Origin of the sequence: Legionella longbeachae (genome assembly GCF_004283175.1) — a bacterium.
In the GTDB taxonomy this organism is placed as follows: Bacteria; Pseudomonadota; Gammaproteobacteria; order Legionellales; family Legionellaceae; genus Legionella; species Legionella longbeachae.
This window is the reverse complement of the sequence record NZ_RXNW01000003.1, coordinates 154,950-168,364: the sequence shown is the minus strand read 5'-3', so window position 1 is coordinate 168,364 and position 13,415 is coordinate 154,950. Positions and strand designations below refer to the sequence as shown.

Below are 13,415 nucleotides of genomic sequence, written 5' to 3'. Positions count from 1 at the left end.
TATGATCCAATACTCAGGCATCGTTTCTTCTCATCGTCTCGAAGCGTTACAAAAAATTTTAGACACGCTTATTAGTTTTCCCTCGATTACCCCAGAAGATGCTGGATGTCAGGAGTTTATGATTCAATTTTTAGAACAAGCAGGGTTTACTTGCCAACGAATGAATCAAGGCCCTGTATCTAATTTTTTTGCATCCTATGGCGAAACGGGGCCTCTTTTAGTCTTTGCAGGCCATACAGATGTAGTTCCAATTGGTGAACTCTCAAAATGGTCGACTGATCCTTTTGTGCTCGAGAATCGAGAAGGATTCCTCTATGGACGCGGGGTAGCTGATATGAAGGGCAGTCTCGCGTGTATGCTCTTGATGGCGCAACGTTTTATTAAAGCGTATCCCCAATTTCACGGAAGATTAGGCTTTCTGATAACAAGTGCAGAAGAAGGTGAGGATTATGATATGGGTACACCTTACGTGATGCAGCTTTTAGCAACTCAAGGTATTCATATTGATTACTGTATTGTAGGTGAACCTTCAAGTACTCACACCGTAGGCGATGTCATTAAAATTGGCAGGCGAGGGTCACTGAATGCAAAAATCAATATTCAGGGAAAACAAGGTCATGTCGCCTACCCTCATTTGGCAGATAACCCCATACATAAAATGAGTCCTGTATTAACCAGACTTACTACTACAGTCTGGGATCAAGGCAATACCCATTTTCCACCGACTTCGATGCAAATTACCCACATGCATTCTGGCGGCCATGCTGCAAATATCATCCCGGGTGAACTGGTATTACATCTTAATTTTAGATATTCAACAGAACAGACCCATCATGCATTAAAAGAAAAAGTAGTTTCTGCCTTCCAAGAATTTAACCTTAATCCAGTCATCGAATGGCGTCTGAGCGGTGAACCATTTCTAACAGCCCATGGTTGCTTGCTCGAAAGTTGCAAGGAGGCAATCATCGAGCTCACAGGAAACGCACCCGAATTATCTACAAGTGGAGGTACGTCAGATGGTCGTTTTATAGCCCCCTATGGTGTTGAGGTTATTGAGCTTGGGCCTGTAAATGCAACAATCCATCAAGTTAATGAATGTATTTCCTTAAACCAATTAGATGAATTGGAAACGTTATATTTTTTAATTTGTGAAAAAATATTCATTAAGTAATTCTTTAGCCTATACTTTCTGATAGATGAAGGAGTACAAGACAAACACTGGAGCAACTGCTCTAATTGAAACATTTTAATCCCACTTTGACAGGATAATCATCATTTAGCGCCAATAGTATCTACTTGCCTTTTGATGAAAGGGTGGATTTAAGCTTGGGTTAAACGAAAATGATTCTGACAAATAGGGATACATCCGTATGTAATGTTTATGAAATATAATTTTCAAGAAAAAAACGCCAAATAAAGCAATTAAGTGCATGAAGCGTAGTAAACGTTTTCAAAAAACCATCAATGAGATTAAGTACAGGGAGAGACAAATATGAAAGGTTGCCAAATAAATCCCATAGCTTTGGGGCTCGCATTTGGAGTTCTATGGGGCGTATCCATATTCATTTTAGGATTACTCGCCTATTATTATACATATGGAAATGCTTTTGTCTCGGCTGTCGGGACATTATATCCGGGTTATGCGCCTTCAATCACAGGGGGTATCCTGGGAGGAATTGTAGGTTTTATTGATGCATTTGTAACCGGTTTTCTTATTGCATGGCTTTATAATTTGTTTAATTGTTGCAAATGTATTTGCTGTAATAAAAATAAAGATGAAACAACCAAATAATACTTTTGTAGCCCGAAACATTTCAGGCTACAAAATATTTCAACTGTACTCTTAAGCTTAATTAATTCACAACATGCCATGTGCCATCTGGCTGACGGCATGCACTACCACGTAATGTTTCTGTTTTTCCATCAATAACTGCTTTAGTAATATACTCTCGGCAAGGCAAGCGCTCACGATAGTAGGTACGTGTTGGTTGTACTGAATATCTGTATCCTGTATCTGGATTCGACCAATTTACTGCTTTTCCTGTAGGGGCAGTTTCTAATGCGCGTTGCATTTCCATTCGATCTACTTTATCCATGGTTTTACCAATTTGGCCCCCCAAGTAAGCACCAACAATAGCACCACCTGCTGCTGCAGCCATTCTAGCCGCTGATCCACCACCAAATTGGCTTCCAATTAATCCACCGATAACGCCACCTGAAATAGTACCTACGTCTTCATGAGTTACGGGTCCGCACCCTACCAAAAATAAAGACAATGATGCAACAGCTAGCTTTTTCATAACATATCACCATTTAATAAGGTTACAAAATCGGTTGTCATTCTAACACCACGTTCAGTTATTATCCATAGTTGTAAAGATCATCTCTATTATAAGATCTCATAATCATGGGAAACCCAAATAAGGAACACACATCAATTGACCATGCTACAATCTGCCATGGCGCACCCGCTCAGAAATTTGGCACAACAATTCATAGCCCGAAGTGCCAGCGGCTTTTGCAACTCGTTCAACTAAAATATTTTTTCCCCAGAGCTCAACTGGTGCCCCAGGTTTAACCTCTTGATGCTCTGTTAAATCCACTGCCAGCATATCCATTGATACCCGCCCTACGATAGGCACTTCCTTGCCTTGAACCCATACCGGTGTATTTTCCGCAATATGCCGTGGATAACCATCTCCATAACCCGCAGCAACGATGCCTATAACAGAATGTTTTTCACTTTTCCAAATACCACTATATCCTACTGGAGCAAAAGGTGGATTATGATGCACCGCACTGATTGCCGATACAAAGCGCATTACTGGTAGTAAACCAAGTTCTATCGAAGTCTGATTGGCAAAAGGAGACACACCATAAAGCATAATGCCAGGCCTCACAACATCCGCATGAGTTTGGGGGAAAGAAATAATAGCTGCTGAATTAGCAATACTTCGTTGGCTAAAACCGGTAATAGAAATATTTTCAAATAAAGAAATTTGCTGATAATTTTCTATACGCTCAGGCTCATCCGCACAAGCTAAATGAGTCATTAAACCAATATCTTTATCTACCCAAGTACAAGTTTGTAATGCACTCATTACTTCATGTAATTCTTGGGGTTTAAACCCTAAACGATGCATGCCTGTATTAACTTTGACCCATAATTTAATGGGTGTGTTTAAGGGGGTATTTAAAAGCCATTGCAATTGATGGGGTTGATGTATGACACATCCAAATTGATGTTGAGCAACAATTTTAAATTCATCAGGACTAAATACACCTTGAAACAGAATACAAGGAGTACGACTACCAATCTTATGGAGAATTAACGCCTCCTCAATGCAGGCAACTCCAAAAGCATCAACGTGCCCTTCTAATACCGGAGCCACAATATGCACACCACAACCATAGGCATTTGCCTTGACCATCGCAATTATTTTCTTGCCCGGGGCGAATCTTTTGATTTGTTCTAAATTATGGAGTAAAGCACTTGGCTCTATTACCAATCTAGTAGGTCTTGACACCTCAATCTACCCCTTGATAACCATTGTAAGCTAAATCTTCAAATCGCGTGTATTTACCTATAAAGGCTACACGCACCTTACCAATAGGGCCATTTCTTTGTTTGGCAACAATTATTTCTGCAGTACCCTTATCAGGGCTGTCTTCATAATAGACTTCATCTCTATAAATAAAACAGATTAAATCAGCGTCCTGCTCGATTGCTCCCGACTCTCGCAAGTCAGACATAACGGGTCGTTTATCCGCGCGTTGTTCCAAGCTTCTGTTTAACTGAGATAAAGCAATTACAGGAACCTGTAATTCTTTAGCCAATGACTTAAGACTGCGAGAAATTTCGGAGATCTCTGCAGTTCTATTTTCTGCATTAAATCCGGGCACTTTCATTAATTGTAAATAATCCACTACAATAAGCCCCACTGAACCATGCTCTTTGGCTAGACGTCTGGCACGCGCCCGCATTTCTCCAGGACTTAAGGCTGGAGTATCATCAATAAACAAAGGTGCTTCCGAAAGCATATGCACGGCTGAAGTGACTCGAGGCCAATCATCATCATCCAGTTTTCCAGTCCTTATCTTATGCTGATCGATACGGCCTAATGAAGACATCATCCTCATGACCAAAGAATCCGAAGGCATTTCCATAGAAAAAACAAGTACAGGTTTACCCGACTTAATTGCGGCATGTTCTGCCATATTCATCACTAAAGTAGTTTTACCCATGGAAGGTCGACCCGCAACAATGACTAAGTCAGATGGTTGTAATCCAGAGGTCATTTCATCTAAATCAGATAGTCCTGTGGCCAAGCCAGTAATTGCATCCCCATTGTGGTAAAGTGCATCGATTTTTTCTACTGCACGGACTAAAATGGATTTTATGTTTTCAGGCCCCCCATCCCCTCCTGTTTGTTCACCTATTGCAAATACTTTAGTTTCGGCTAAATCAAGCAACTCAGGAACCTCTCTGCCTGCAGGATTATATGCCGAATCAGCGATTTCTGTTGCTACCGCAATAAGCTGCCTTTGTACTGATTTTTCACGAACAATCTCAGCATAAGCCGATATGTTAGCAACACTTGGTGTATTATTCGCAAGTTCAAATAAATAGGCTTCACCACCAGCGTCATCCAATTCATTGTGTGATGTTAAGGCATCAAGTAAAGTAACTACATCAAAAGGTTGATCTTTTTTTGCTAATGCAGAAATAGCTCGAAATAAAATTCGATGTTCCGTACGATAAAAATCGGTTTCACAAAGCTTATGGCAAATTTTATCCCAAACCTGATTATCCAACATCAATCCACCTATAATGGATTGCTCTGCTTCCACTGAATGAGGCGGGCGCTTTAAGGGATCAACCGTTTTTTTGGAGTTTTGCAGCTCATACATAGCAATGATACAATGAAAATTAGAACAAAATGTATTGTAATGTTCTTTTAAAAAGATGTCATCCCGAATAGTTGTTATTCGGGAGCAATTATCCTTGAAAACCTAGTATTGTTATAACATAACACTATTCTTTATGCCAGACCTGTGTACGCCCTAACAAAGAAATTCCAACATACCCTCTAACCAAAAGTTCATTTCCTTGAGCAGTGAGTTTGGCTCGGTAAACTTTACCTGTTTTGGGATCCAAAATGGAGCCACCACTCCACTCATTATCACCTTCTTTCTTTAATCCCCACATAAACCGAAGCCCAACTATTTTTTTCCCTTTAAAAGCACCAGGACATTTTTCACAAATTCCAGTATCGCCTGGTTGAGGATAAATTTTATCAATTACACCACTTAATACTCCACCAGATTCAGTAATAGTAACAATCGCTCTTTTGGCGCCAGTTTTATCATCTACAGTGACCCAGTTACCGACTGGGGCTTGGGATGCAGCCAGTACAGCGGGAAAATAAAACGTAGCTAAAACAAGACCACAAGCGCGCTTCCATAAGTTCATAATTTTCTCCATGTTTACAATCAGTTAATAGCTTATGCTATGAATACAAACTATGCTAGTTTTTATTTAAATTTAACTGTAACTCTACACTACGTTCATGGTAATACATTCAAAATATTGTAAATAGATATATTTAACTTAATGGCATAAAAAACTGCTCAATATCATTTTCACTTAAAGCAGTCGCTTTTGTAGAATCAGGGGACAGTACGCTTTCTCCCAAAAGCCTCTTTTTCTCCTGCATCGTTAAAATAGCTTCTTCTACAGTACCCGCGGTAATTAATTTATAAACAAATACTGGATTTTCCTGCCCTATGCGGTGAGCTCTATCTGTAGCCTGGGCTTCAACAGCAGGATTCCACCACGGATCATACTGAATCACTGTATCTGCACGCGTTAAATTCAATCCCGTACCACCTGCTTTTAAACTAATCAAAAATACAGGTGTATTTCCTTCTTGAAATTTATCTACCATTGCCTGTCGGTGTTGCGTTTGGCCGGTTAACTTCAAATAATCATAGTGACGTGCGCGTAATTCTTCCTCAATTAATTGCAACATGGAAGTAAATTGTGAGAATACTAAAACGCGACGACCTTCACCAATTAAATTATTCAACAAATCCATTAATGCCTCGAGTTTTGCAGAGGTACCATGGGCTATAGCTGCTTCTGGCAAAGACAATAATCTAGGATCACAACAAACTTGTCTAAGTTTGAGTAACGCATCGAGTAAAAGAATATGGCTTTTACCAAGCCCTTGTTTCGCAATCGCATCACGTACCTTCTTTTCCATACTCATACGTATTGCTTCATAAAGATCTCGCTGTGCGCCAATAAGCTCTATGGTATGAGTCATTTCCGTTTTTGGAGGCAACTCTCTAGCAACCTGGTTTTTTGTTCTTCTTAGAATAAAAGGTTGCACGCGCTTTATGAGAATTTCTCGTCTCTCCCTATCTGCATATTTTTCGATAGGAGTTCTAAACCAAAGTCTAAACTGCTTGGCATCTCCTAATAAACCAGGCATTAAAAAATGGAATAATGACCATAGTTCACCTAAATGATTTTCTAAAGGTGTACCTGTTAGACATAAACGATGTGTAGCATGTAATTGTTGGATAATTTGGGTTGTTTTGGTACGCGCATTCTTAATAAATTGGGCTTCATCCAATATCAGATAATAAAAAGGATAACTTACAAATTTTTCTTTGTCCCGTTGAATGAGTCCATATGTCGAAATTACTAAATCATAGTCATCAAAATTATCCTGATGCCGTTCGGCTCCATGATGGATTAAAACATTTAATTGGGGAGTAAACCGTTTTGCTTCGACTAACCAGTTACCAACAAGGCTTGTTGGAGCAACAATTAATGTAGCTGATTGAGTGCGTCCTTGCTCTTTTTCATAGAGCAAATGAGCTAAAGTCTGTACCGTTTTACCTAAACCCATATCATCTGCGAGAATACCGTTAAAATGACTGATGCGTAAAAACTGCAACCAACTAAATCCATAACGTTGATAATCTCTTAATCGTACCTGTAATCCCAAAGGAGCTTGTATCTCAGGGATATTGGTTAATAGGGTTAGTTGTCTTATTTGTTCCCTTAGTGTCTCTGCTCCTTGCCAACGTGTTTTAAGTGCTGCAATAGCCAATTCGGCCTCACGCATCAAAATTAATTGATATTTACTCAGAGAAACACTTTGATGTGCATCAAAATGACGCAAACCAAATTGCAATAATAATCGAATCAATGGCTTAATTCGTCCCATTTCCAACTGCAGCGCACGACCATCTTGCAAAGGAAGCTTTACCAACTGGTCATCAGAAAGATTATCCAGACTATTGGCACTATAACGTTGAATTAAATCAGCAATTAAAGGCACAATGCTCACTTGTTTGCCTTCAACTAAAATTCCCAATTGATATGAAAAGAAATCAGTAGTACTTTCTTGAAGATCAGAATACCATTCTACTTCATCAGCATTAACAACTTCCTGATACAAAGTACCAACACACTCTACTCGCCAACCTTTTTCCTTCAGATCAGGAATTGATTGACTACGAAGAAACTCTAAATCTGCCAAGACATTAATATTCTGAATAATAAAATCTACTTTCTTTGCTTTGCCCCATTGCTCATATTCCCAGGTTCTAGGCACCCTAAGGTCTAATAAAGACTGGACCTCATCCCATTTTAATTTTTCAAAATCTTTATCTCGCACATATTGAATTAAAACACCTTCCTGCTGGCGAACAACTGTGTCACATTGATCTGAAGCGGTAATTATTAAACCCGCATAATCAAAAACAACATGTACGGTAAATAAAGCATGTAATTCTTCATCAGTATCATAGAGCCAAGAGGATTCTTCATCAAATTCACTGATAGTATCAAGAACCAGCACGGGGACAGGAAGAACCTCACGTACCTCCCGTTGTTTAAAAACTTGCGGTACAGGAAATTCGGGGCAGGTATGAGCCATTTTATTTGCTAACAATTCAGCCTGATCAAGCGGAATTGAGGGAGCCTCCAATAAATAACTCAATTGTTTTATGGGATATGAGGTAAGCAAGCACCCAATTTTGGCTTCCGAATAATTAAAATACCAACTGTTATCCAGTAATAATGGCTTAAATGCGTTATCTTCATGCATTAATACTAAATTTTGACTTCCATTGTGAGATAACACCCATTGGCAAGTGCCTCTGATGGATTCGCCTAATTGAATTGCTTTATTTGGATTTTGTATAAAAAAAGCTCTTCCCGTAGATATAATTCGTTCAAGTAGTTCACTATTACGGATGTTTAAAGAGTCAAACCAACCTGAAACACCACATTTAAACAGCAGTAGAGCCACAAGATCATTATCGTCACCAATAAAATGCTGCTTTTTGGAATCAGATAGACTATTAAACGTGATCATTTTTCCATAGCCGCCACGTTTTAATAATTTAGCCAAGGCTAATTTAATGACAACTCGATGCTCATGACCCTCGAATTTTAGATCAATAAGATAAACTAAATGATGTGTAGCTTCTTGTGTTTTAATGGTTGCAGCTTCTTGAGCGCGTAAATTTTTTAACCAGATGTCTAATTTTTTATCTAGCTTATTTGCAGGCAAAGACTTAGAGTTGTTTTTTTCTCTATCTCGTAATGCTAATAGACAGGCTGCGGCATGTTTGCAATTAGATTGATATGCACAAGTACAATGAGCTGATTTCTTGGGCCAAGCTTTTAAATCCATGTGTACATCATAAATCTGGCTTGCGCTGCCCTTAACTCGTCCCTTAAGTAAACCATCACTGAACCGGATATTCAGCACATGCCCCTTTTCAAAATATTCCTGCCCACGCAATAATATTTTGGCCTCAAAAACATCTGGCATTGTTGAAAGTGCTTCATTTAACATAAAATGTATTTATTATCAGCCCAAGGATCTATTTTAATGTGTATTTCTTATAAAAATAAGTGCTTTTTATAATGAATTGCTTTTATTTAGGATATTATTACGTAAAATGAGTAGCATTTATACAGTATTATGTGCGTTTAAGGTCATAAAAAGACATTTATTTTAGCCATTTTTTAAATTAAATAATAATTTAATCTTTTAATTAATAATACTTTGTATTAATTTATCGCACTTTGATTCCATTAGAGTATATATCATGCAAAATAAGCTTACAGTTTTAATGGCACAAATTAATCCTACTGTAGGGGCATTAACATCCAATAGAGATAAAATTATTGAGATTATCAAAAGCCAACAACTAAATCATGATATCATCATCTTTCCTGAACTCGCATTAACAGGTTACCCTCCTGAAGATTTACTCTTTCGCAAAGAATTTCAACAAAAAGTTAATGAGAACTTACATCTAATTCAAACTATAACCGAAGATTGCCATGTACTGATAGGACATCCATCTCAAGAGAAACAACACCGATATAACAGTGTGAGCATTTTTTATCAAGGACAGAAAGCTGCTGAGTACCACAAACAAATTTTACCAAACTATGCAATCTTTGATGAAGTGCGTTATTTTAATCCAGGTAAAAAGAATCCTTGCATCCTGGAAATCAATCATTACAAAGTAGGAGTGATCATCTGTGAAGATTTATGGCAACCAGGCCCAGCAGAAGATTTAATTGAACATGGCATTTCGGTTTTACTTGTTTTAAACGCATCACCATTTGATTACTCTAAATATCCAAAAAGGGAAGCGCTATTAAGATCGTATGCAAAACGAGGCATATCAATTATATATGTGAATCAAGTGGGTGGCCAGGACGAACTTCTTTTCGATGGACAATCAATAGCTATTGATTCTCAAGGAAGAATTAGTGCCCGCGGAACAGCATTTCAAGAAAATTTATCTACTGTTGAAATACAAGGAAATCAAATCAAAGGACTTGTATCACCTTTGCTTGAAAACGAAGCGTTGCTCTATGAAGCATTAGTTTGTGGTACTCGCGACTATGTTAATAAAAATCAATTCCCGGGTGTTTTAGTTGGACTTTCGGGGGGAATTGACTCTGCATTAACATTAGCTATTGCCGTAGATGCCCTGGGCGCAGATCGGGCTCATGCCGTGCTTATGCCTTCGAGGTATACTGCACAAATGAGTAATGAAGATGCTCTAATACAAATTAAACACTTACAAGTATCTCACTCCATACTTTCGATTGAGTCAGCATTTGAAGCTTTAATAGCTACCTTAGAGCCACTATTTAGAGGATTGACCCCTGATACTACAGAAGAAAATATACAGGCAAGAATTCGCGGTTTATTGATCATGGCACTTTCGAATAAAACGGGTAAAATGGTGCTTAGTACTTCTAATAAAAGTGAATCTGCTGTCGGCTATGCAACTTTATATGGAGATATGGCAGGCGGATTTGCTGTGCTAAAAGATGTGCTTAAAACCCAAGTTTATGCCTTGGCACGCTATCGCAATTCTATTTCTACTGTCATCCCCGAGCGTGTTTTAACCCGAGCGCCTTCTGCGGAACTAAGGCCTGATCAAACCGATCAAGACAGCTTGCCTGAATACGCAGAACTTGATGCAATCATTGTTGGATATATGGAGCAAAATTTAAGTCCAGAGGAAATAATTCAACAAGGATTTGCGCCTGAAACAGTAGCAAAAGTAATTCAACTGATTAAACATAATGAATACAAACGCCGTCAATCGCCACCTGGAATTAAAATAAGCCCAAGAGCATTTGGCAAAGACTGGCGTTATCCAATAACCAATGGCTTTAAAAATCAATAAACAACACTAGTAGTCCATACAATTCTCATTAATGAGCGTGCTATTGCACGCAAATTTATTCCAGTTTTAGAGGATTTTATTCTGATTTTATTTCAATGTGTGATCATGAGATTGAGTTAGCTCTTCAACATCCCCCACCATTTCGCGTTGTTTTTGCCAAAAAGTTGGTAACTGGGAAAGCACTGCGTATCGTTCTGGTTGCAACTTTTTAGGAAGATTCTGAATAGCAAGTGATGCATCATCAATAGCCCCAGAAACAGAAGGTGCCTTTTCAGATATTTTTTTTACCCTGTCCTCCAGATGATGCCTTACTTTATCAAATAAGTCTAAATCTAGCCTGCCAATATGCTTGTCCTCTGTATTCTCTTTTTTCGGGTCTTGCTTCTTTAGCACCTTCTCCAACATTTCATTCATACTTTTTAGTTTAGAGGTAGAAAATTGTTGTGTCGTTTTGATATGAAGCAAATTAGCTTTTAATTGTAGCGCATCAGTTTCATTCAAGGGCGTCTTATGATCGGCCAGCCAAGAATCCAATTTAGGATAATCAGTCAAAGCAATTTCATTTGGAACCCCTATACTATTAATCCAGTAAAGATTAGTTTCCTTTTCTGTATGACGCAAAACAAAAGTCGAGCTAATTCCATTAGTTATAAGGTTTTCATTGGTCAAAGGGGCGTGTGAGCTTTTATCTTCTGGATTAACAATCACTTGAATTTTAGAAAGATATTTATCTCGCGCCTTAATGCATTCTTTTTTGATTTGTTTTAAAGCAACCGCGCTGAGCTTTTCAATATCAGGATTATCCAATGTCCCAAGTTTTAGAGTTAACTCATTGCTTGGGGAAAGGGGATAAATCTCACCATGTTCATCAACCCAAGATAAATGCCATAAATTATTATTAAAACTTAAAGAAAAAACAGTTTTTTCAGGCTGTTTAAGTAAAGTTTCTTTTGCAATAGTTAATTCATTGCAAATTAATATATTTTCTATTGATTGCCGCTCATTTTGACGCATTGTTTCTCGCTCAATCTCTCGAGCCTTGATTGTTTCTAACGTAGATTTATATTGAAACATAAAGCTATCAATTTGTTTAATAACTAAATCTTTAAGTTCGAGAATGAATGTATGAACAAAGGACTCGTCTATTGAAGCATAATCAGGAACAGCATCAATTAACTCTAAAAAGAGCAGGTAATTGTATGAACCTATGTTCCACTCTCCATCGCTGATTATCAATTTAAATTCTTGTAGCCGGGTAAAAGCATCTGGAAAGTTCTGCATTACATTGATTGATTGATCTACTTTTTCACCGCGAGTGCGGGTATATTGATAAAACCACCCTGTTAACCAGGATTTTATAGGACGTTCATATTTTTCTTCTGCTCTTTTTGCGATAGCAACAATTTTTTTACGTCCTTCTTCTGATTCGTTTGCAATTATAGCCAACACTTGATCAACAAATTCTTTAGATATCTCTAATGGTTTTTTTTTTGGCATTTTTTGAAACTCCTTTTCATGATGCAAAATCATCATTACATTAATGTTTATTTTATACAAGTAGAAAACTATTATGCTAAATTGTTCGCATAAATCTAGAGCCGTCAATTTTTCTTCATTATGCATTTTTAAGATTTAACAATTATCTTTTTCTCTCAATTGCCCTCTTCCACGAGCTTTTTGTCTAGATTTTTATCTTTCAAAGATGAAGCCATCATCAAGGTTGGAGCAAAATATTATGCATCTTTTTATCTACTAAAAATTTATTAAAATTTAAAAAAGACAAATTTTAGTATAGACAGGGTTTTAGATCTTGCCACTACAAATACAACACTCTTTAAAAAAATATATGCTTCTGATATTGCAAATTTAAAGTAACGCGTTAACATGATTCGACAAAAAATAATAACGAAGGGATGTTATGAAATTAGCATTATTTTCTACCGCATTATTAGCTAGCGGTCTTGTTTCAGCTGCAACTCCAGTGAATGGGTGGTATTCCAGCGTCTTTGGTGGTTATGCATATATACCTGGATATACTTCTAAGTTTGATTCTGGATTTTTCTTTTCGGACACAGCTTATCGAAATGGTTATAACGTGGGTGGTCGTTTAGGGTATCAAAGTAACCCCCTCCGCTATGAAATTGAATACACCTATCTCCAAGCGGACACCAAAAAATTTGATGTTTTTTATATTCCTCAAGTTGGTGTTTCTGGAAACACTCATGCAAATATTGGGATGGCAAATATTTATTATGATTTCGCAGATGTTATTCTACCTACGATTTCTCCCTTTCTTGGCGTAGGTATTGGCTATGCCTATATCCAAAATTCCTTAGACAGTACTGGACCCTTTGGTGCTATCTTTTTCAATCAAAATAATGGTGTTTTTGCCTATCAAGGCACTGCTGGATTGACTTATAACTTTGCTGAAAATTGGGCATTAAATGCTTCATACCGTTATTTAGCAACAAGCTCTTCAGATACATTTGGAAGGACATTCCAATCTCAAATGGGTGATGTGGGTATCGTTTATCGTTTTGCTCAATGCGATTATAAGTAGTTATCTTTGCAAATTTTTATCCTGCTTTAGAGATAAATTAATAATCCTTCTCTTTTAGAGTAGGCATCTAACTTCACTGATTAAATTTCGAGAGAGCAACACCCTCTGC

General features: G+C 37.7%; 10 protein-coding genes. 4 read left to right on the top strand and 6 right to left on the bottom strand.

The window, feature by feature from the left end; translation table 11 throughout:
- Nucleotide 1: 1 nt before the first annotated feature.
- Complete coding sequence (dapE, locus tag EKG34_RS04155) at nt 2–1,171, top strand: succinyl-diaminopimelate desuccinylase (protein ID WP_080619814.1); 1,170 nt, start codon at nt 2–4, stop codon at nt 1,169–1,171.
- A 321-nt stretch (nt 1,172–1,492) separates the two neighbouring features.
- Nucleotides 1,493–1,792: a bacteriophage holin gene (locus tag EKG34_RS04150; RefSeq protein WP_003632520.1), complete on the top strand. Its 300-nt coding sequence runs from the start codon at nt 1,493–1,495 to the stop codon at nt 1,790–1,792.
- Between the two features lie 61 nt (nt 1,793–1,853).
- Here EKG34_RS04150 and EKG34_RS04145 read toward each other — a convergent pair whose 3' ends face one another.
- From EKG34_RS04145 to EKG34_RS04125, 5 genes are all read right to left on the bottom strand, one after another.
- Nucleotides 1,854–2,300 carry an RT0821/Lpp0805 family surface protein gene (locus EKG34_RS04145; RefSeq protein ID WP_003632521.1) on the bottom strand — a complete coding sequence of 149 codons (447 nt, stop codon included), beginning with the start codon at nt 2,298–2,300 and terminating at the stop codon, nt 1,854–1,856.
- A gap of 147 nt (nt 2,301–2,447) precedes the next feature.
- Nucleotides 2,448–3,527, bottom strand: coding sequence for an alanine racemase (alr, locus tag EKG34_RS04140; protein ID WP_012978899.1), 1,080 nt, complete (start codon nt 3,525–3,527; stop codon nt 2,448–2,450).
- 1 nt (nt 3,528) lies between these two features.
- Nucleotides 3,529–4,911: a replicative DNA helicase gene (dnaB, locus tag EKG34_RS04135; protein ID WP_080619815.1), complete on the bottom strand. Its 1,383-nt coding sequence runs from the start codon at nt 4,909–4,911 to the stop codon at nt 3,529–3,531.
- A 124-nt stretch (nt 4,912–5,035) separates the two neighbouring features.
- Nucleotides 5,036–5,473, bottom strand: coding sequence for a DUF2147 domain-containing protein (locus tag EKG34_RS04130; protein WP_003632524.1), 438 nt, complete (start codon nt 5,471–5,473; stop codon nt 5,036–5,038).
- Nucleotides 5,474–5,606: 133 nt separating this feature from the next.
- Nucleotides 5,607–8,882, bottom strand: coding sequence for a DEAD/DEAH box helicase (locus EKG34_RS04125; protein ID WP_003632525.1), 3,276 nt, complete (start codon nt 8,880–8,882; stop codon nt 5,607–5,609).
- Nucleotides 8,883–9,138: 256 nt separating this feature from the next.
- Here EKG34_RS04125 and EKG34_RS04120 point away from each other — a divergent pair, with 256 nt between their 5' ends.
- Complete coding sequence (locus EKG34_RS04120) at nt 9,139–10,746, top strand: NAD+ synthase (protein ID WP_003632526.1); 1,608 nt, start codon at nt 9,139–9,141, stop codon at nt 10,744–10,746.
- A gap of 87 nt (nt 10,747–10,833) precedes the next feature.
- Here the strand turns inward: EKG34_RS04120 and EKG34_RS04115 are convergent, their stop codons facing one another.
- Complete coding sequence (locus EKG34_RS04115) at nt 10,834–12,243, bottom strand: hypothetical protein (RefSeq protein ID WP_080619977.1); 1,410 nt, start codon at nt 12,241–12,243, stop codon at nt 10,834–10,836.
- Nucleotides 12,244–12,664: 421 nt separating this feature from the next.
- On the opposite strand from EKG34_RS04115, the gene EKG34_RS04110 reads away from it, so the two are divergent.
- The gene (locus EKG34_RS04110; RefSeq protein ID WP_003632528.1) at nt 12,665–13,306 is read left to right on the top strand and encodes an outer membrane protein; all 642 of its coding nucleotides are present in this window, start codon (nt 12,665–12,667) and stop codon (nt 13,304–13,306) included.
- The last annotated feature ends 109 nt before the right edge of the window (nt 13,307–13,415 follow it).

Bases quoted from the DNA above. Each gene is read 5' to 3' on its own strand.
- dapE (WP_080619814.1), top strand. From the start codon at position 2: ATGATCCAATACTCAGGCATCGTTTCTTCTCATCGTCTCGAAGCGTTA.
- EKG34_RS04150 (WP_003632520.1), top strand. From the start codon at position 1,493: ATGAAAGGTTGCCAAATAAATCCCATAGCTTTGGGGCTCGCATTTGGA.
- EKG34_RS04145 (WP_003632521.1), bottom strand. From the start codon at position 2,300: ATGAAAAAGCTAGCTGTTGCATCATTGTCTTTATTTTTGGTAGGGTGC.
- dnaB (WP_080619815.1), bottom strand. From the start codon at position 4,911: ATGTATGAGCTGCAAAACTCCAAAAAAACGGTTGATCCCTTAAAGCGC.
- EKG34_RS04130 (WP_003632524.1), bottom strand. From the start codon at position 5,473: ATGAACTTATGGAAGCGCGCTTGTGGTCTTGTTTTAGCTACGTTTTAT.
- EKG34_RS04125 (WP_003632525.1), bottom strand. From the start codon at position 8,882: ATGTTAAATGAAGCACTTTCAACAATGCCAGATGTTTTTGAGGCCAAA.
- EKG34_RS04120 (WP_003632526.1), top strand. From the start codon at position 9,139: ATGCAAAATAAGCTTACAGTTTTAATGGCACAAATTAATCCTACTGTA.
- EKG34_RS04115 (WP_080619977.1), bottom strand. From the start codon at position 12,243: ATGCCAAAAAAAAAACCATTAGAGATATCTAAAGAATTTGTTGATCAA.
- EKG34_RS04110 (WP_003632528.1), top strand. From the start codon at position 12,665: ATGAAATTAGCATTATTTTCTACCGCATTATTAGCTAGCGGTCTTGTT.